The following is a 19,750-nucleotide window of genomic DNA, read 5'->3' as shown; positions in this document are numbered from 1 at the left end:
CTCCATGAATAGTTTATGACAAATAACGATGGTTAGCAAAATCATCTTGTAATTATACTTACCGGTAAGTATAATTATGAAGAGTTAAAAAAGACATATCATTATCCTCATACTAAGGTGGTTTTAAGGTTGAAAACAGCACAACGTACAAACAAATGGAAAAAGATAATCATGTGGACGATCTTGTCCATCGTGATCATTGTGGCTGGAGTGTTCGTATATCTCAATTCGGTTACGTATAGTCCTTCTGAACGAGCTGAAGCGGCAATAACAAGTGACGCTCAGGTTACTGTCACCAAGTTGAAGGACGGTTACCGGTTTGAACCCGTGAATACAAAGTTAACCGAACCGAATATTATTTTTTATCCAGGAGGTCTAGTCAAACCTGAAAGTTATTCTCCACTTGCTAGAGAAATGGCAGAACAGGGACACCGCGTTGATATCGCTATCATGCCAATGAACTTGGCGATTTTCGGTCAGAACAAGGCAGATTCGTTTATCGAGGAACATCCTAACGAAGCTTTTGTAATTGGCGGACATTCATTGGGAGGGTCATTCGCAGCACGGTATGCTGCGGAGCACAATGAAAAGCTGGCAGGCGTCTTTTTCCTGGCTTCCTATGCAGATGATGGGGGGAGCTTAAAGAATACGAACTTGTCTATTTTACAGATTACAGGCTCGAATGATGGGGTGCTTAACAGGGAATCCTGGGAGAGCGCCAAAGCAAACCTTCCAGAAGACACGACTTATGTAAGTATTGAAGGTGGAAATCATGGTCAATTTGGCTCATACGGTATGCAAAAAGGAGATAATCAGCCTAAAGTTACAGAAGAGAAGCAGTTGGAAGAGGTTGTTGTAGCGTTGGAGAACTGGATGGATCGATTCAAATAAGATCATAAATGAATGTGTTGAATGGTAATGATCCGTGGTAAGATTAAAGTCGCTATTTTAGCGGCTTTTTTTAGTTGAAGGATATGGTTGTGCCTCAATGGAGAAGGGCTAACTTCTTATATTGATTGAATTTCGGTTCAATGATAGGCTTAAAAACGAAGACACAGCAAGAGCAAGAACATTCAAAGGAGAAAAGATTATGTTTTTCAGAAAATTTGTTTACACGTTAGTGATTGTCCTCGCTGCATTAATGTTCTCGGGTTGTACATCAGAGTCTGTGCTGGATATCGGATCACCTCAAGTATCAGAGGATATGGGATTTGATGAAGTTGCCAATTATATCTCGGAGCATCATGAACTCCCACCGAATTACATTACCAAGAAAGAGGCCAGGGAATTGGGCTGGGAGCCAAGTGAAGGGAATCTACATGAAGTCGCTCCAGGCAAAAGCATCGGCGGCGATGTGTTTGGTAACCGGGAAGGGCTACTCCCCAGCAAAAAAGGCCGGATATGGTATGAAGCTGATATCAATTACTCAGGAGGACGGCGCGGAAGCGACCGAATTCTATACTCGAATGACGGTTTAATCTACCAGACGACAGATCATTACAAGTCATTTGAACAGTTAAAATAAACGGAGGTCATGATATGAGCAATATTCAAATTGACGGATACCACATTCACAGCAAGGAAGAGTTGCATCAAGTGCTTCAGAACCAGCTTGAGTTAGACGAGAACTACGGAGGCAATTTGGACGCGCTGTGGGATGTCTTGACTGGGGCTGTAAGCATGCCGCTTACTGTTCAATGGCTTGGTTTCGAGAAAAGTAAAGAAACTCTTGGTGATTACGCAGATCAAGTCATGGAATTGTTGCGAGATGTGGAAGCGGAAATCCAAGGTTTTACGTTGGAATTATATTACTGAAAAGGAAGTTAGATGTTATGAGGCGATGGGCAACCATCGCTTTTTTGGTCTTCACATTTTACTGAGATTCATGTCTAGATCATGCTATTTTTATGGCTTAATAATCAAGGTTGGGGTTATTAGACTTCCTTATACTTTAAGCATGGAATAGGTTAGGCAGGAGTGTAGTCGTACATTACCGATTGAATATGTAAGCGTATACCACTTCTGAACGAACCATCTTTAATGTCTGGATTGGTTATTACGACTAACACCATTTAGGGGGCAGAAAAATAATGAGAGCCGTTTCAAAAATGCTAGGAGCATGTCTCGTAACAAGTGTTGTACTGGTTTCCGTCGGTTGCGGAAACGCTACAGAGAATTCAGAATCGAATACCAGTGACCCTAACAGCCCGATCACGTTTACCTTCTTCGGTGCGGATGCAAGTCCCAACTGGAACAATATGCAGGATGCTGTAGGGAAGAAAATTACGGAAGAAACGGGTGTAACCATCAATGCAGAATTCGATATCTCAAGCGGGGGAGGAAACGACCGTATATCCCTTATGGCCGCAAGCGGTGATTACCCGGATCTGATCTTTCCTAAAGGCAACTTAAGCAGACTTGTTGATGCTGGTGCAATGATTGATCTGACGGATCTGATCGAAGAACATGCACCCAATTTGAAAAAGATATACGGTGAGCATTTTAATCGCTTGAAATATAGCAATGAAGACCCATCCATATACTGGATTCCAACGAATGGTGCGATCGATCAAGAAAGCTTCGATGCGACAAATGGTGCTGCTATTCAGCATCGTGTCGTCAAAGAGCTTGGGTACCCTGAGATCAAAACCTTGGAAGATTATGAAAATGTCCTCCGAGAGTATTACAAGAATAATCCAACGACAGATGATGGCCAACCGACAATCCCGCTGACACTCAGTGCAGATGGATGGCGCCGTATGATTACCGTAACTGATCCGGCAGTCATGGCTACGGGAGGACCTGGGGATGGTGAATATTTCATTAACCCTGACACATATGAAGCTGTTCTTCATTATAAGCGTCCTGAAGAGAGGGAATATTTCCGTTGGTTAAACAAAATGTATAATGAAGGTCTAGTGGATAAAGACAGTTTTGTTCAAAAAGATGATCAATATAAGTCCAAGATCGCCAGCGGACGTGTTCTATCCGTGCTTGATCCACTTTGGGGATTTAGCGATGCGGAAAATGCTTTGAAAAGTGCAGGCAAGGACGATATGACTTATGGCTTCTATCCGGTAACGCTGAACGACAACTTCCAGCGCAAAGATTTTCAGGATATCGGCTTTGATGGATATGGTATCGGCATAACTGTTGATGCTGAAGACCCGGTTCGGGCCATCAAATTCCTGGATTGGCTTTCTTCTGAGGAAGGTCAAGTGTTGAGAAATTGGGGTATCGAAGGAGAACATTACGTTGTGGAAGACGGAGTTCGCAAAATACCGGCAGATATTCAGGAACGTAAAAACAAAGACAATAGTACATTCAGCAAAGAAACCGGTATCAACTTATACACTATTTTTGGCGCTCATTATGGAGATGGTGTCAAAGATTCAACGGACAACTATTATACAACCAACTATCCTGAGCAGATCCAGGAAGGTTATTCTGATATAGAAAAAGAAACTCTGAAAGGGTACGGTATTACAACCTGGAAGGAGTTATTCCCTAACGGAGATGAGTTCCCGGTGAAAGAGTGGGGCGCAGCTTATAATATGCCGATTCCTACGGATAGCGGAGACTATAATGTGGTGTATCAGAAGACACAGGATATTATCCAGAAACGGATCGCGGAAGCAATTACATCCTCTCCAGCTGCCTTTGAAGACATATATGATAATATGATTGCAGAACTTGATGCTGCGGGCGCTGTAGCCATGGAAGAGCAGTATACAAAGTGGATTAAAGAACGTGTTAGTCTGTGGTCTGGCAAAGAGATCAATTAACGGTTGGACATGATCTCGTTAACAGTTTAATACAGATTAAATATGTATACCAGGCAAATGAAGAAAAAGAAAACATCGAGCCATCCTGCATGGCTTGATGTTTTTTGCTTTGGTGCATTATCTTGTCGTTATCATCATAATATTTCGATTGCATCACGTCGTTGTTTGCTATATTTGCCTGGAGAAGTGCCGACCATTTTGGTAAAACTGCGAATGAAGTTAGCATAGTCACTAAAGCCAGATTGAAAGCAAGCATCCGTAATACTCATTCCTTCAGACAGGTGGAATTTGGCCCGTTCAATCCGACGACCCAAAATGTAGGAACGAATCGTCAATCCGGTATGCTTTTTGAATTGTCTGCTGATGTATGTGCTGTTCATATAGAACACTTCGGCAAGTTTGCGAAGTGTAATGTCTTGATTTAGATGTGTTTCAATATAATCCATGGTTTCACGAACCAGTTCAGGCATAATATCATTGGGAACAAAGGAATTGTTATGAAACCAGACGTTAATCATGACCAACAATTGGGCTACGGCTGCATTTATTTTGATATCGGTGCCATAAGCATCGGAAGCAAGCAATCTTTCCAGTTCGTTCGTACATTGCAGCATCTGCTTCAAGTTATACTCGTCTAGATGCACGATGTTGCCTGTTCCTTTGGGGCGATGATCAAAACATGATGATAGATTGGTTGATGGTGTGGAAAGCTGAAATAGATATGTTTTTTTGAGATTGATTGTAATTCGCTCATACTCAGATTCATCCAGAATAAAGGCTCGGTGCATCTCCTCGGGTGACATCACTAGCAAATCCCCCCGCTGCAGATGATAACATCGATTTTCTACATAAAAGTGAACGTTGCCACGAAGAAACAGGTAGATCTCGTATGCATTATGGCGATGATAGATCGTTTCCAGCTTATACGTTGTTACGCGGTGCAGATATAAGAGCTCAGGCTGGATGGGATCATAAAAACATTCAGAGGATCCACTCATGAAGTACCTCCCGTCATTTCACGCAATAAATAGAGCGGTTAACGCAATGAAATTGTACTCAGCTTACCTTAAAATGTAATCATCCTATCATGATACCTTTTGTATTGCAAACGCTTTCTCTTTATAAAGTACAACTAAAAACGATTATAGGGGGATTTTTTCGATGAATCATCATTCTACACCACATGCTGGTGAGCAAAAGCAAACCCAAGCTGCCAATCTGGAGAGTATTCCAGGGGAGATTGGAAAGCTTCATCCCAACGGTAACCCTCTGGTGGCCCACAAATTCGGAGCCGATCCCTATGCTTTGGTATTTAACAATCGAGTCTACTTATACATGACTAGTGATAAGCTGGAATATGATAAGGACGGTCTTCCTCAGAAAAACAGTTACAGTTCAATCAACAAGATTACGGTCATTTCTTCGGATGACTTAATCAACTGGACCGATCATGGGGAGATCAGAGTTGCTGGACCTCAAGGCGCTGCAACATGGGCTTCGCAATCCTGGGCGCCGGCAGCTGCTCATCGAACCTTGGATGGCAAGGACTGTTTCTTTCTTTATTTCGCCAACAATGCCAGTGGAATTGGTGTATTGTCTGCACCAACACCTATTGGTCCATGGATAGATCCGATAGGCAAAGCACTTATTACAAGAGAAACTCCGGGAGTGGAGGAAGTAACCTGGTTGTTCGATCCGGCTGTAATCGTAGATGATGATCATCAGGCCTATATATACTTCGGTGGTGGTATTCCGCAGGGGAAACCAGAAAGACCTGATACGGCAAGAGTTATGCGATTGGGAGACGATATGACCAGCGTTGTTGGTATAGCAAAGGTGATTCAGGCGCCTTATATGTTTGAAGATGCAGGGATACATAAATATAATAATAGTTACTACTTTACGTATTGTTCCAATTTTATTGAGGGTGATCGGCCAGAGGGCAGTCCACCACCCGGTGAAATTGCATATATGACCAGTGTTCAGCCGATGGGGCCATGGACATATCAGGGAACGTTGCTCCAGAATCCGGGCCACTTTTTTAATGTTGGCGGCAATAACCATCATGCTATATTCCAACTGGCCGATCAGTGGTACATTGCCTATCATGCTCAGACTTTAAGCCAGGCTATGAATATTCCCGATGGTTACCGTTCAACACATCTGAATCGAGTCGAGCATGATGAGGCCACGGGTAAGATCCAGAAGGTACATGCAGATTATCAGGGCGTAGATCAAATCAAGTGCTTCAATCCTTATGAATGGGTAAGCGGTTCGACGATTGGATGGAGCAGCAGAGTAACAACAGAGCAATATCTTGACGCTGCTGAGATATCTGCATCCGATTCGAATATCATGTCCGCTAAGCTGCAAAACGACAGTTGGATAGCTATATCCAAGGTCGACTTTGAAAGTGAAGGACCCACAACCTTTACAGCCATTATTGCGAATCAAGGAAGCGAAGGCACGTTGGAACTTCGGCTTGATCGTGCAGACGGACCGTTAATTGCCGAAATCATTGTTCCGCCTGCGACCGGAACTCTTCAATGGATGGAACTAACAACGAAAGTTACGGGTGCAAAAGGTGTGCAAGATTTGTATATTAAGCTTAAGAATTCAACCGACAGCTCCATCATCCTTTTAAGAGAATGGAAGTTTAACAGAAAAAATGAGGTGTAATTGAAACATGTATCCAAATCCGATTATTTGGGCTGATTACCCGGATCTTGACGTTATTCGTGTAGAGGACACATATTATATGGTTAGTACGACCATGCATATGATGCCGGGATGTGTCATCCTGCGTTCATATGACCTGATCCATTGGGAAGTAGCGACATATGTATACGACACATTGGACGATACACCTGCACAGCGGCTGGTGGATGGTCAGCACATTTATAGCAAAGGCATGTGGGCTGCATCGCTCCGCTATCATCAAGGGATGTTCTATGTGATCTTTGTGGCGAATGATACCCGAAAAACATACTTGTACACGTCACCCACCATCTCGGGAGTGTGGAAGAAACAAGTAGTCGAAGGGTTTTACCATGATTGCTCCTTATTTTTCGACGATGATGAACGAGCATATCTTGTCTACGGGAATACCGAGATCTATCTGACCGAATTAAGCTCTGATCTGTCCGGGCCGAAACCTGGCGGAGTGCATCGCTTGATTGTAAAAGACGAGCAGTCTCATCACCTTGGTTATGAAGGAGCACATTTCTACAAGATTAATGGGAAATATGTTGTATTCCTGATTCATATAACGAAAGCTACCGGACGGAGAACGCAGGCGTGTTATACGGCAGACTCTCTGGAAGATGTCTTCACTGGCGGAGAAGTATTTAATGACGATATGGATTATTTCAATTCAGGTGTGGCTCAGGGTGGCATCGTGGATACACCGAATGGGGACTGGTATGCAATGCTGTTTCAGGATCATGGGGCTGTAGGCCGGATTCCTGTTTTGGTTCCGCTCCATTTTGATCAAGGTATTCCGGTATTTGCAAGCAAAGCTCCAAAACAGATTCATATTCCGAGCACGAGACCAGAGCACCGTTATAACCCGTTAGTAGGTAGCGACAGTTTCAATTATGCAGCTGAAGAAGATGGAAGAATACGCCTCCGCGATTTTTGGCAGTGGAATCATACACCTAATCATGAACTTTGGTCCGTCACAGAGAAACGAGGAGTTTATCGTGTTCGAACTGGACAGATCAGCCCAAATCTGACGTTTGCGGTAAATACTCTAACCCAGCGTTCCATGGGGCCCGCTTGCGAAGCAATAGTTATGCTTGACGGCAGTCGTCTGAATGATGGGGATTATGCTGGGTTGTGCTTTCTGATTGGTTCATACGGTATGATCGCTCTTACGAAGCAGGATAGCAAGTTTTACTTGGTCATGCATGCTAGAAATAGTGAGGACTCAACCATATTTGGTAATCTTATTGACCAGGAGCCAGCCACTGAACATGAACGTATCCCGGTATCAGATCCAGTCGTTAAACTGAAAGCATTCGGAAATTTTGAGAATAATCTGGATGAATGCTCTTTTGCCTATTTCGATGGGGTGGAATGGAGAGATATCGGGATTATCCATAAAATGGTATATAAACTTGATCATTTTATGGGTTGCCGAACGGGGTTGTTTGCATATTCAACTCAAATGGTTGGCGGAACAGCTGACTTTTCGAATTTTGAATATCGTGTGATTAATCCTGATGAGAAACAATGAAATATGTAAAAGCCGCCCAACGGCGGCTTTTCGTATTCAATGATTACAAGTTGTTGTACAATGATATGGATTCATAATGGACAGAGAGAAGACAGTTGTTTAAACCGAACTGGGGGCATGTCGTCATGTATAAGAGATGTCTGGACATAACAAAATGGACTTTTATTCTGTTCCTAGCTGTGTCGATACCAGCAGGTCATACCGAAGGAAATTCCAAACAACCTCATCCGCAGCCAGATGGGCAACAGATGAAACTTCCCGCTACGTTTGAGAGGTATTCTCCTCCTATTGTGGTCTCTTTTGTCAGGGAAACCGGAGATGACCTCGAGCGCATGATTAGCCAGTTGCCTGGTGAGACGATGCTGGATAATCGCTGGACTCGTTTGTACGAGAAAGAGTTAGGTATTCAAATTCACTATGACTGGATTGCTAATGGAGATGTATACAATCAGAAGCTGGGTGTATCTCTTGCTGCAGGACGTTTCCCGGATGTGGTAAAAGTAAATCCATATCAACTTAGACAACTGAGTAACGCTGGAATGATCGAAGATTTAACCCATGTGTACCAAGAGCATGCTTCACCACTTACGAAGAGCATATTAGAGGCAGAGGGCAGAGGAGCGTTTGATGCGGCAACCATAGACGGCCAACTCATGGCTATTCCTGAATCCTCTTCCTCCATTGAGACTGCGCAGTACCTGTGGATTAGAACCGATTGGTTGGAGAATCTGGGACTACGGCCGCCTGAAACGATGGAAGAGCTTCTTCAAGTTTCGAAAGCGTTTACAGATGGAGACCCCGACGGGAATGGAGAGCAGGATACGTACGGACTTGCGCTAACCAACCATTTATGGGATCCAGTTATGGGAGCTGCGGGATTGATTTCTGGCTACGGTGCCTACCCTAATATATGGGTTAAAGATGCAGAAGGAAATCTCACTTATGGAGGTATACAGCCTGAAGTTCGCGAGGCTCTGAAAGCACTGCAAACATTGTATCGTGAAGGCCAACTTGACCCGGATTTCGGCTATAAAAGTGGAAGCAAGGCGTTTCGTCTGGTTAAGGACGGAAAAATAGGGATGCTCTACGGAGAACAGTGGACACCCTTTATGCTCCAGACCACCCGTGACACAGATACAGATGTAGAATGGCAGGCATACCCCATTGTTGCCAAGTCAGACCGGAGTCTGTTCGTACCGCTACGTTCCAATACCGGGCAATACTTTGCTGTAAAAAAGGGATTCGCTCATCCGGAGGTGGTTGTAAAGCTGATGAATCTGCATCTGGACATCAACTGGGGCGATCAGGCACAGTACGAAACATACTATAATGACGACTCCCGAGCTGTATGGATGCTTTCACCGGTGACTCCATTTCCCGGTAATAAAAACATAGATGCATACAAACAAATTCGTGATGCCAGAAGCACAGGAGACTTCTCGGCTCTGGAGAATGAAGCTCTCGCCATTCACAAGCGCATTGTGGCCTATGAATTGGAAGATGTAGAGAGCGGCTGGGGCTGGAAACAAACCTATGGTCCTTCGGGTGCTTTTAGCATTGCAGATGCGTACGAGAAGAACGGTCAACTTCTCTATGATGAGTTCACTGGCGGCATTACAGACACCATGGTTGATCGACAAATTATTCTTCGAGATCTTCAGCTTGAAGCCTATATGAACATTATTCTAGGCAGGCCGATAGAAGAGTTTGATCAATTCGTAGAGAATTGGCGCAAGCTGGGGGGAGATCAGATCACATCGGAAGTTAACGCGTGGTTTCGCACCAGCAAGCCAAAGGAGCACTAATGTTCACTTTATTCATACAAGGAACCCACTCAGCCTTTGGCATTGGAGGTGAATGCATTGATCAAGATCCCTGCTAAATCATGGTTTAACAGTATATTTGCGCGATTAATAATCACCTATCTGGTATTTGTGCTCCCCCTGATTCTCCTTGGAGTGTATCTGTATCATTGGAGTTATGACAATGCAAGCCAGGAAATATCATTGTCAACAGAGAGACGGTTGAACCAATATGTCTTGGAATTGAACAGAGAGATGGAATGGATGGAATTACAGCAGTTTGATATCGTTGAGGATCGCAAATTGAATCGTCTGGCTATTCTCTGGGATATGATGGATCAGGTTGAGCGACGGGATACATTAAATTATCTGACTGAACGACTCGCTTCATTCAAGAATAGCACGGCTTATATCAAAAACGTATATGTACATATCCCTTCAGTTGGCAAAAGTATATCCGCGATCCAAGGTATCGATGATTTTGATAAAAGTTCATATGTATACTTCAGTTCAGGCATGCAAGGAAAAGGTACACGTTTCACGGTGAAAGAGGACACCCTGAACCACAGTGCCGTCAGACTGACGGGTACCAGAGGAGAGCCCCCGCTTTTTGTCATTCAAGTGGAGCTGAATACTGATCATTTTCAAAATGAACTTACACGACTTAATTTGTACCCGGAGAGTTCAACTTTCCTGATTGAGGACGTCACGGGGCATGCCATCACAGATAACCATCAAGCAAGTGTTATTCTCGCAAATTATCGTGAGAACAGTGTGAAAGGTACACTTGATGGCTTTCGGATGAAGGTGGGGGACACCATGTATCATGTTAGTCAGTTGCATATGGATTCTCTGGGCTTATCCGTAGCTACATATCTACCCGAGGCCATTGTCACCAAACCGCTTAGCAAGTTCTATCATTGGGCTTGGCTGTTTGCAATTACATCATTTGTTGCCATCACGGCGTATCTCTATTCAAGTTACAAGTTGATTCATATCCCGTTACTGTTGTTGGTGAAAAGATTCAAAAAAATGGAGGGAGGCATGCTTGATGTCCCCATTGCACATAACCGAAAGGATGAATTCGGCTTCCTCTACACCCGTTTTAATCTAATGATTGAAAATCTTCAATCCCTTATCGATCGAGATTTTAAGAAAACACTGATGATGCAACGGGCCGAGTTGAAACAGCTCCAATCGCAGATTAATCCTCATTTTCTGTATAATAGCTTCTTTATTCTGAATTCACTGGCAAGGACAGGAGAAACCGAACGTATTGAGCAATTCACGAACATGCTTGGAGAGTATTTCAGGTTCATTACCCGGAATGAAACAGATCATGTGAAGTTGAAGGTGGAAGTTGAGCATTCACGAATCTATACAGAGATTCAACAATTACGATTCTCCAGACGAATCAAAGTTGATTTTGGGTCACTACCTGCTGAGATGGAACACATCAAAGTTCCCAGACTCATTATTCAACCCATTATTGAGAATGCCTACGAGCACAGCCTTGAAAAGAATTCGGACTCCGGTCTTCTAATTATTGGGTTTAATATGGAAGAGTCATATGCCGAGATCACCATAGAGGATAATGGTAATGAGTTGGAAGAGCAACACATTCAATCTCTTCAACAACGCTTGCATAAGGACGGAGGTACAGACGAAATGACCGCGTTAATAAATATTCATCGACGTCTGGTCCTGACGTATGGAGAAGGAAGTGGCCTTTTCCTAACCAGAAGTGAACTGCAAGGGTTAAAAGTCACAATTCGAATCCAGTGGAAAGAGGGGGAAAACGAATGTATCGACTTTTGATTGTAGATGACGAGGAGATTATTACGGATAGTCTCTATGAAACGTTCGCCAGACATATACCCGACCAGCTTGATGTATGTAAAGCCTACTCTGCAACAGAAGCATTGTCCTGGATGCAACGGTCGAGAATTGACATTGTTCTAACGGACATCCGTATGCCGGGCATGAGTGGGTTGGAACTGACAGAGCGGATTCAAGCCAGTTGGCCGAATTGTCGCGTCATTTTTCTGACAGGACATAGCGATTTTGATTATGCATATCAAGCTTTTCAGATGGCTAATGTGCGTTACTTGCTCAAAACGGAAGGTTATGACAAGGTGATGTCAGTTGTAGAAGATGTGATGGAAGAGATCCGTCGAAGTTACAGCATGATTGAGTTGTTGGAACATTCTCATAAAGTCAATTCGCAGCTTGCACTGATTCAGCAAAAAGAGTATTTACGGAAGTTACTTCAAGACTGTACAGCGGTTATAGATTCTACCATGGATATGCAGGACGAATTATCCAAACGAGATATAAGATTACAGATCAACTCGCCTGTTTATCTCATACTGGGTCGGTTCAATAATCTGCCAGAAAAAGGTTCGGACCTCACACAAGTCCAGGAATCTGTTCGCATTATCGGCTCTTCTCTGATGAATGAGCGTACAGTGTGTGCAAGTGTAACGGACCATTATGGGGATACGATCTGGCTGCTTCAGCCGAAGCAGGAGGAAGAGATGACTAATGATAAACTTGTGCGATTTCTAGAAGGTACGCTGGAACTGGTACAGGAAGCATGCATGGTCTCACTCGGCGTATCCATTGCTTTTTCATTAAGTAGTCGAAGCTGTAATTGGTCCGAATTAACCAAACAATATGAACGTCTGAGATTACTCCAGTGGATGAAAATTGGGGATGGTGTATCCATGGTACTCACGGATCATCGTAATGATCTCTCATCTGATGTACCCAAAGAATCCATGCGGATCTCAAACCGGATCGAGATTATGTCAGGATATTTGGAAACGGGAAGAATTCAGCCATTTTACGATATATTTGAGGAGCTTGCAGGAGAACTGCTGCAACAGGAAATTACGATGGAACGTGCCATGGAGACATACTACAATCTGGCCTTATTATTGCATTCAACGATCAATCGTTGGGGTCTTCAACAGAAAATCCCGGATCAACGAAGCTTGCTGCACTTAGGGGAGTATACATGCATGAAGGATGCAGTACAATTTCTATATCGTGCTGCCGATGAACTAGTACGCTACAAAAGATCAAATGAACAGGAACGCGCTAACGTTGTCATTCATTCCTTATGCAGTTACGTCAAGGAGAACCTTGAGAAAGATCTTTCTCTGGTGAGACTGGCAGAACTTCATCATTTTAATCCATCCTATCTGTCCCGATTCTTTAAGCAGGAAATGGGAATAAACGTGTCAGAGTTTATTGACGACTGCCGAATACGGAAAGCCAAAGAAATGCTTCAGAACACAAATCTTATGGTGCGTGAGGTCGCACTTCAAGTGGGGTACGAGGCTGCCCATTCATTTACCCGACTTTTTAAGAAAATAACGGGAATGACTCCCCAAGAATACCGGGAATCCCTTTTGGTACGTTAATGGTGAATACTCTGGAATTGACCAAACCCAAACAACTACAAAAAAACGCAGGAAGAAGAATACATCCTGCGTTTTTTTGTAGTTATTATCTAATCGATACACAAACCGATTCGGCAATCCACCTTTAGGCCGTGTGGATTTTTTGTCTTCTATAAGCATTGGGACTTGATCCGGCATACGCTTTGAACTTTTTATAGAACCAATCAATATCCTTATAGCCTACCTCAATAGCAATCTCATATATTCGCAGATTCGTGGAAGACAACAACTGCTGTGCCTTTTCCATACGTTGCTGGAGCATATAATCATTGAAAGACATTTTCTCTTCCAGCTTGAACTTCTGTCCGAGGTACGCACAGTTAAAATGAAGCATGTCAGAGATCTTCTTCAGCGTGATTTCATCACTCAGATGATCCCGTACATAGGCCTTGACGATACGAATAACATGACTGGAGTGCATGGGTTTACCGTTCATTTGAACAGGTGTTTTGAAGAACGACGACGTTTTGTGTGCCGGGTCGGTTTCAAGATGGGATCTAAGTCCATGCAGACTGTTAAGTAAAGAAGAAGGACTAACTGGATACGGGAGATAATCATTTACCTGATACGTCAGGGCTTTGCGTACGAACCTGAAGTGATCTCTTCCACCCATCAGGAGGATAGGTATCTGACTTTTTTTTCGAATGTCGTTGCATAACCAGAGCCCCGCGGTATCAAACCTCTCTGTATGTACCATAACAAGGGAAAAGTCTCGTTCTGACAATGCGGTCAAAGCCTCGGCCGATGAGAACACACAATTTGCGATAGTATATTGAGCTTTGCTCCGTAGCAACATCTGTTGCAACTCCCCGCACAAACGACGGCTGAAATCCACAAGTAAAATATCATACATGAAGCAATACCTCACCTTCTGCTGAATTGTAATGCGCTAGATTAACTGAAATTTGACTTAATTTCATTATGGTAATAAAAGAAAGCGCATACAATGTGCATATTTTTGTAGACAGTGCATTTCTTTACCAATTAAAACCTATAATGCACTTTGCTCGTGCAAAATTACGCGAATCTATATTCAGCCCGGGTAAACATCTGTATTTCGGCAGGTTGTTTGCACTTTCATTTGAACGATACACTGTGATAGCAAACGACAATCAGGGGGGAAGACGATGAGAAAAAACAAGTTCATGCTACTGAGCCTGGTATTTGCGGTCTTGTTGGTGATTGCTGCGTGCAGTTCTGCACCTACCGCTCAACCTGAGCCGGAAAAGACAACACAGGAGGAACAAAAACCCGCGGAAACCGAGCCAAAGAATGAAAACTCCACGCCAGAAATGGACTTTGACATGGGTGGCAGAACCATCAAGGTTGTTGCTTGGTGGGACATGGAAATACAGGGGAACAACCCGGACAACATTCAACGCCTTGAGAATCTCGAAGCGCTGAAGAAAAAACACAACTTTAATATTGAATATGTTTCCATCGATTTCGGTGAATATCAGGAAAAAGTAGTTGCTTCCCTGATGGCTGGTGAACCGCTTGGCGATCTGGTGAGACTGGGCAAAAACTATGCCATTCCGGCATTGACCAAACAGGATCTGTTATGGCCGGTGGATGATTATATTAAAAACGACAAGGTATTCAACCAGAAAACAACCAAGGAATACATGCAGTATGAAGGCAAAGGTTACGGCTTTACCGAGGACCAGTCCTCGTTTATCAACGGAATTTTCTATAATCGCACACTCATGCAAGAGCTCGGCTTGAAGCCACTTCAGGAGTATGTGGATGCCGATGAATGGAACTGGGATACGTTCATCAGCGTTGCCAAGCAAGCGAACAAGGATCGAAACAATGATGGCAAGCTGGACACTTGGGGACTCGCGCAAACGGGCTTGCTGGAACCGATTCTGTATTCCAACGAGGCTTCTCTGACCAAAGAGGATAAGCAGAACCTGGAAGATCCAAAAACGAAAGAAGCGTTGAACTTCCTGTCCAAACTGGCTACCGAGAAGGTCGGCAGAGCTTCTGAGGGCGGCGATTGGACAGAGCCATCCACGTTCTTCCGTCAAGGCAACACCTTGATGTATTCAGGTGCCATGTACGAAGTCGAAGGTATTATGACGGATATGCAGGACTACGATATTGGTTTTGTACCGTTTCCAAAAGGTCCAAGTGCAACAGCGTATCACTCCGGTGAGTCACGTTACCAAGCTATAACGATTCCAAAAGCGGTAGAGAATCCGGAACAACTGATGTACATCTGGGAGAAAATTAATGAGATCGAATCGATCTATGAATACCCGGGACAATCCACACTGGAGACACATCTGACCGATGAAGCAGATATCAACAATGCCAGAGAGGTAGCGGAAGGTATGTTGGTTCTCGACCATAACACATTCCCGTCCTTGCCGTTCTGGGATTTTGATGGGGAACTCAAAGAAGGGGTATCCGTATCTACGCTGATCGAGAAATACAAGGCTCCTTTCCAGGCTGCGATTGATGAGGTTTACAAATAAGTATCACGTTACACGGGCAGAACGCACCAGTGAAGGTGCGGTCTGTCCGGGTTAGTCAATCGTTCAGTTCTCTCAACGCTTACAGGAAAGGGGATACAATCAAACATGCGGTCACGTAAGAAAAAGGGACTAATCCTGGTGCTTGTCCTGGCCTTGGTGCTCTCCATATGGACACTATATCCATCGCGGGATCGTAATCCGGGAACGGTACATGCGCTTGAGGACTTTGAGGCGGTATCGGGAACCGAGGATTCATTCAGTTATGAGCATTATCTGACTGCTCATGACAATACGGCCAAACCGGATGAAATCGTACGCATCGAAGGCGAATCTTATGTTCAGGCAGAGGATGGGGAATTTGAGGTTGTGCAAGGGTACGCCGGATTAGACGGAAATGCCGTAATTACGCCGGAAACTGGAACCATTCGCTGGGATGTTCCCGTTCAAGTGAGCGGTTTGTACAACATTCGCATTCACTATTATCCCGTAGAAGGCAAAAGCTCCGGGATCGAACGCAAGCTTGAGCTTAATGGTAAGGTTCCCTTCAGAGGGGCCGATATTCTTTTGTTTGACAGGGTATGGGGGAATCGCGAGGATAACGTCCGGCAGGACGATCGTGGCAATGAGCTTAGACCAAGACAAGTGGAGCAGCCCGAATGGCAACTGACTTCCTTCAAGGACAGTGCAGGGTACTTCGAGGAACCGTTTCAGTTTTATTTTGAAAAAGGCAGTCAGAAGTTATCGCTCACTTCATTAAGAGAAAGCATGGCGATCGATTATATCGAGCTGTACCAAGAAAGCGAAGTTCCTTCCTATGCAGAGCTGGAGCAGACCTATGCCTCACTCGGCTTGAAACAATCGGCTCCTGTCATGTTGAAAGTTCAGGGGGAGGAAGCTGTTAGCAAATCATCTCCTACACTTGCACCAATCTCGGACCGATCAAGTCCTTCACTCGAGCCTTATAATGTATCGAAAATTCGGATGAACGCCATCGGGGGCATTAATTGGAAACTGCCGGGCGAATGGATTGAATGGGAAATTGACGTGCCGGAAGACGGACTATATCAACTGGCGCTTAAGGTGAAGCAGGATCAATTGCGTGGCATCTATGCCACCCGCAGTCTGACGATTAACGGTGAAGTGCCGTTTAAGGAAATGAAACGCATTCGATTTAATTACAGCCCGGCTTGGCAAAATCAGGTGTTGGGTTCGGGAGAGGATAAGCCATATCAGTTTCATCTTGAAAAAGGGAAACACCGAATCCGAATGACGGTTACACTTGGCGACATCGCTCCGCTGCTGCGGACCGTGGAATCCAGCGTGCTGGAACTGAATGAGATGTATCGCAAAATATTAATGATCACCTCCAACAGTCCGGACCCATTGCGGGATTACCAACTGGAACGGCGTATTCCGGAGATGACGGAGGTGTTTGAACAACAAGCTGACACCTTGCGCTCCGTTGCAGATTACCTGGAAAAGGCCACGGGTGAGCAAAGTGACAAAGTGGCCGTACTGCACGCCATGGTATTGCAGCTTGAAGATATGGCCTCCAGACCAGAGACGGTTCCCAAACGGCTGGATACGTTCAAAATTAACGTAGGTGGTCTCGGCACATGGATTCTATCGGTACGTGAACAGCCGATTACGTTGGATTACCTTGTCGTATCTCCGCCGGGTGAATCGCTGCCAAAAGCGGAAGCGAGCACCGTCCAGCAGGTGAAGCACGAACTGGGCGCATATGTTGCCTCGTATACCGAAGATTACGACAGCATTGGTAACGTGGAACAAAAGAAGGATGCCATCACCGTATGGATCACGACCGGACGAGATCAGGCCCAAGTACTGAAAGGCATGATCGACGATTCGTTTACCCCGGATACGGATGTGTCCGTGCAGTTACGTCTCGTTCCGCCTAATATTTTGCTGCCCGCAACACTCTCGGGGGAAGGACCGGATGTTGCCATGCAGATGGGCGAAGACATTCCGGTGAACTATGCGATGAGGAATGCAACGGCGGATCTAAGCCAGTTCCCCGATTTCGAGGAAATTTCGGACAGGTTCCGTGAAAGCGGATTGACGCCTTACCGCTACAACGACGGGGTATATGCCCTTCCGGAGCAGCAGCATTTTCCAATGCTCTTTTACCGCAAAGATATTCTGAATGAACTGGGCCTCGAACCACCGAAAACGTGGCAGGACGTATATAACGCCATCGCCGTGCTGCAGAAGCATAACATGGAGTTTTATCTGCCGATTGAGGATACGCTGAACAATGCCAACCTGGTTCCCAATTCAACCTTTGCGATGTTGTTATATCAGAATGACGGAACGTTCTACACCGAAGACCAGAAGAAAAGTGCACTGGATTCGGAGATTTCAATGGACGCGTTCAAACGCTGGACGCAATTTTATACCAATTACAAGTTTCCGCTCAAAGCCGATTTTCCGAACCGCTTCCGTACCGGGGAAATGCCGATCGGAATTGCTGATTACACCACGTATAACATGCTGACGGTTATGGCTCCGGAAATCCGCAATCTCTGGGACTTTACGATTGTTCCAGGTACACAGCTTCCGGATGGGTCCATACGGCATGAAGTGGCCAGCGCTACGAGCGCGGTGATGATGCTCGAAAATGCCGACAACAAGGAAGCGGCGTGGAAGTTCATGAAATGGTGGACTGCTGAGCAGACCCAGATTGAATACGGGAGAGAAATGGAAGGTCTTATGGGAGCGGCTGCCCGTTACCCGACGGCCAATATCGAAGCCTTGAAGCAATTGCCTTGGCCTGTGAAGGATTATCAAAATCTCGAGAAACAATGGGAATGGGTACAGGGAATCCCGCAGCTTCCTGGAGGTTATTTCACGGGACGACATCTGGACAACGCCTTCCGCAAAGTGGTCAATGCAAATGAAAATCCGCGTGAAGCCTTATCAGACTATGTATTGTACATTGATGATGAAATAGAGTTGAAACGCAAGGAATTTAATCTGAAATAGAGGAAAGGGAGGGTAACGGTTGCAAGCTAAAACTACCAAGACAGCCGCCGCTCCTGCCGTCCATACCCGCCAGGTCGGCTGGTGGTCCCTATTGAAGCGGGATCTGTATCTTAGCAGGCATTATTATGTATTGATGGCACCGTTTATGCTGATTTTTTTCATGTTTACTGTCATTCCGGTCGGCATTTCACTCGGGCTCAGCTTTTTTCATTTCAATATGCTGGAGCTGCCGCGATTTGTCGGCTGGCAGAACTATTCCCGGCTTTTCCTGAACGATGACGTATTTCTGATCGCGCTCAAAAACACGCTGCTTTTTGCCGTAATTACAGGCCCTCTCAGTTATATTGCCTGCTTTTTGTTTGCGTGGATCATCAATGAGCTGTCTCCTAAAATTCGAGCGGTCATGACGCTGGTTTTCTATGCCCCATCCATATCGGGCAACGTCTTTTTCATCTGGCTGATCATCTTCTCGGGTGACAGCTACGGGTATATGAACGGATTTCTGATGCGCCTTGGCGTCGTACTGGAACCGATCCAATGGCTCGCAGACGAGAAGTATGTACTGGCAATCGTCATTATTGTACAGCTGTGGCTGAGCCTGGGAACCAGCTTCCTGGCCTTTATTGCAGGACTGCAAACCATTGATCGTTCTCTGGTTGAAGCAGGAACCGTAGACGGGATCAAAAACCGCTGGCAGGAGCTTTGGTACATCACCTTGCCTTCGATGAGACCGCAGCTGATGTTTGGTGCGGTAATGCAGATTACTGCTTCCTTCGCCGTAGCTGAGATCTCCATCGCACTGGCAGGTTTCCCGAGCGTAAACTATGCGGCACACACAGTTGTCACACATCTGATGGACTTTGGAACCATTCGTTTCGAGATGGGGTATGCCTCGGCCATCGCAACGGTTCTGTTTGCCCTGATGCTGGGTACAAACGTTTTCACGCAAAAAATGCTTAGAAAGATAGGTGAATGA

At 44.9% G+C, this 19,750-nt stretch carries 14 protein-coding genes; 12 read left to right on the top strand and 2 right to left on the bottom strand.

Going from position 1 to position 19,750, the window contains the following annotated elements; all coding sequences use genetic code 11:
- The first annotated feature begins 129 nt into the window (after nt 1–129).
- The 4 genes from IFU39_RS05765 (at nt 130) to IFU39_RS05750 (ending at nt 3,785) form a co-directional block, all read left to right on the top strand.
- Nucleotides 130–891, top strand: a complete 762-nt coding sequence (locus tag IFU39_RS05765; RefSeq protein WP_244660877.1) for an alpha/beta hydrolase — start codon at nt 130–132, stop codon at nt 889–891.
- Nucleotides 892–1,090: 199 nt separating this feature from the next.
- Nucleotides 1,091–1,525, top strand: coding sequence for a ribonuclease domain-containing protein (locus IFU39_RS05760; protein WP_091016306.1), 435 nt, complete (start codon nt 1,091–1,093; stop codon nt 1,523–1,525).
- A 14-nt stretch (nt 1,526–1,539) separates the two neighbouring features.
- Entirely contained in the window at nt 1,540–1,815 is a 276-nt protein-coding gene (locus IFU39_RS05755) for a barstar family protein (protein ID WP_091016304.1), read from the top strand.
- A 275-nt stretch (nt 1,816–2,090) separates the two neighbouring features.
- Entirely contained in the window at nt 2,091–3,785 is a 1,695-nt protein-coding gene (locus tag IFU39_RS05750) for an ABC transporter substrate-binding protein (RefSeq protein ID WP_192131624.1), read from the top strand.
- Nucleotides 3,786–3,919: 134 nt separating this feature from the next.
- Here the strand turns inward: IFU39_RS05750 and IFU39_RS05745 are convergent, their stop codons facing one another.
- On the bottom strand, nt 3,920–4,783 hold the full coding sequence (locus IFU39_RS05745; protein WP_091016301.1) for an AraC family transcriptional regulator: 864 nt from the start codon (nt 4,781–4,783) through the stop codon (nt 3,920–3,922).
- Nucleotides 4,784–4,946: 163 nt separating this feature from the next.
- On the opposite strand from IFU39_RS05745, the gene IFU39_RS05740 reads away from it, so the two are divergent.
- The 5 genes from IFU39_RS05740 to IFU39_RS05720 all read left to right on the top strand — a co-directional run bounded on the left by IFU39_RS05740 (nt 4,947) and on the right by IFU39_RS05720 (nt 13,252).
- Entirely contained in the window at nt 4,947–6,464 is a 1,518-nt protein-coding gene (locus IFU39_RS05740; protein ID WP_105598712.1) for a glycoside hydrolase family 43 protein, read from the top strand.
- Between the two features lie 7 nt (nt 6,465–6,471).
- Entirely contained in the window at nt 6,472–8,022 is a 1,551-nt protein-coding gene (locus IFU39_RS05735) for a glycoside hydrolase family 43 protein (RefSeq protein WP_105598713.1), read from the top strand.
- Between the two features lie 125 nt (nt 8,023–8,147).
- Nucleotides 8,148–9,827 (top strand): extracellular solute-binding protein, encoded by a 1,680-nt coding sequence (locus tag IFU39_RS05730; RefSeq protein ID WP_105598714.1) that lies wholly within the window; start codon nt 8,148–8,150, stop codon nt 9,825–9,827.
- A 57-nt stretch (nt 9,828–9,884) separates the two neighbouring features.
- A complete protein-coding gene (locus tag IFU39_RS05725; RefSeq protein ID WP_105598715.1) occupies nt 9,885–11,642 on the top strand; it encodes a sensor histidine kinase in 1,758 nt (585 codons plus the stop codon).
- Entirely contained in the window at nt 11,627–13,252 is a 1,626-nt protein-coding gene (locus tag IFU39_RS05720; protein WP_105598716.1) for a response regulator, read from the top strand. Before IFU39_RS05725 ends, IFU39_RS05720 begins: the two co-directional genes overlap by 16 nt.
- A 124-nt stretch (nt 13,253–13,376) precedes the next feature.
- Here IFU39_RS05720 and IFU39_RS05715 read toward each other — a convergent pair whose 3' ends face one another.
- Nucleotides 13,377–14,144 carry a helix-turn-helix domain-containing protein gene (locus IFU39_RS05715; protein WP_047842955.1) on the bottom strand — a complete coding sequence of 256 codons (768 nt, stop codon included), beginning with the start codon at nt 14,142–14,144 and terminating at the stop codon, nt 13,377–13,379.
- Nucleotides 14,145–14,418: 274 nt separating this feature from the next.
- Here IFU39_RS05715 and IFU39_RS05710 point away from each other — a divergent pair, with 274 nt between their 5' ends.
- The 3 genes from IFU39_RS05710 to IFU39_RS05700 all read left to right on the top strand — a co-directional run bounded on the left by IFU39_RS05710 (nt 14,419) and on the right by IFU39_RS05700 (nt 19,750).
- The gene (locus IFU39_RS05710) at nt 14,419–15,771 is read left to right on the top strand and encodes an ABC transporter substrate-binding protein (RefSeq protein WP_091016292.1); all 1,353 of its coding nucleotides are present in this window, start codon (nt 14,419–14,421) and stop codon (nt 15,769–15,771) included.
- A gap of 105 nt (nt 15,772–15,876) precedes the next feature.
- Nucleotides 15,877–18,774, top strand: a complete 2,898-nt coding sequence (locus IFU39_RS05705) for an extracellular solute-binding protein (protein ID WP_192131622.1) — start codon at nt 15,877–15,879, stop codon at nt 18,772–18,774.
- Nucleotides 18,775–18,793: 19 nt separating this feature from the next.
- Nucleotides 18,794–19,750: a carbohydrate ABC transporter permease gene (locus IFU39_RS05700; RefSeq protein ID WP_036615906.1), complete on the top strand. Its 957-nt coding sequence runs from the start codon at nt 18,794–18,796 to the stop codon at nt 19,748–19,750.

This window comes from Paenibacillus sp. CFBP 13594 (genome assembly GCF_014842675.1).
Taxonomy (GTDB): domain Bacteria; phylum Bacillota; class Bacilli; order Paenibacillales; family Paenibacillaceae; genus Paenibacillus; species Paenibacillus amylolyticus_B.
This window is presented reverse-complemented; position numbering and strand designations above follow the sequence as displayed.

Excerpts from the sequence above, each read along its gene's own strand:
- IFU39_RS05750 (WP_192131624.1), top strand. The coding sequence starts at position 2,091 with ATGAGAGCCGTTTCAAAAATGCTAGGAGCATGTCTCGTAACAAGTGTT.
- IFU39_RS05740 (WP_105598712.1), top strand. The coding sequence starts at position 4,947 with ATGAATCATCATTCTACACCACATGCTGGTGAGCAAAAGCAAACCCAA.
- IFU39_RS05745 (WP_091016301.1), bottom strand. The coding sequence starts at position 4,783 with ATGAGTGGATCCTCTGAATGTTTTTATGATCCCATCCAGCCTGAGCTC.
- IFU39_RS05715 (WP_047842955.1), bottom strand. The coding sequence starts at position 14,144 with ATGTATGATATTTTACTTGTGGATTTCAGCCGTCGTTTGTGCGGGGAG.
- IFU39_RS05710 (WP_091016292.1), top strand. The coding sequence starts at position 14,419 with ATGAGAAAAAACAAGTTCATGCTACTGAGCCTGGTATTTGCGGTCTTG.
- IFU39_RS05760 (WP_091016306.1), top strand. The coding sequence starts at position 1,091 with ATGTTTTTCAGAAAATTTGTTTACACGTTAGTGATTGTCCTCGCTGCA.
- IFU39_RS05730 (WP_105598714.1), top strand. The coding sequence starts at position 8,148 with ATGTATAAGAGATGTCTGGACATAACAAAATGGACTTTTATTCTGTTC.
- IFU39_RS05705 (WP_192131622.1), top strand. The coding sequence starts at position 15,877 with ATGCGGTCACGTAAGAAAAAGGGACTAATCCTGGTGCTTGTCCTGGCC.
- IFU39_RS05735 (WP_105598713.1), top strand. The coding sequence starts at position 6,472 with ATGTATCCAAATCCGATTATTTGGGCTGATTACCCGGATCTTGACGTT.
- IFU39_RS05755 (WP_091016304.1), top strand. The coding sequence starts at position 1,540 with ATGAGCAATATTCAAATTGACGGATACCACATTCACAGCAAGGAAGAG.
- IFU39_RS05720 (WP_105598716.1), top strand. The coding sequence starts at position 11,627 with ATGTATCGACTTTTGATTGTAGATGACGAGGAGATTATTACGGATAGT.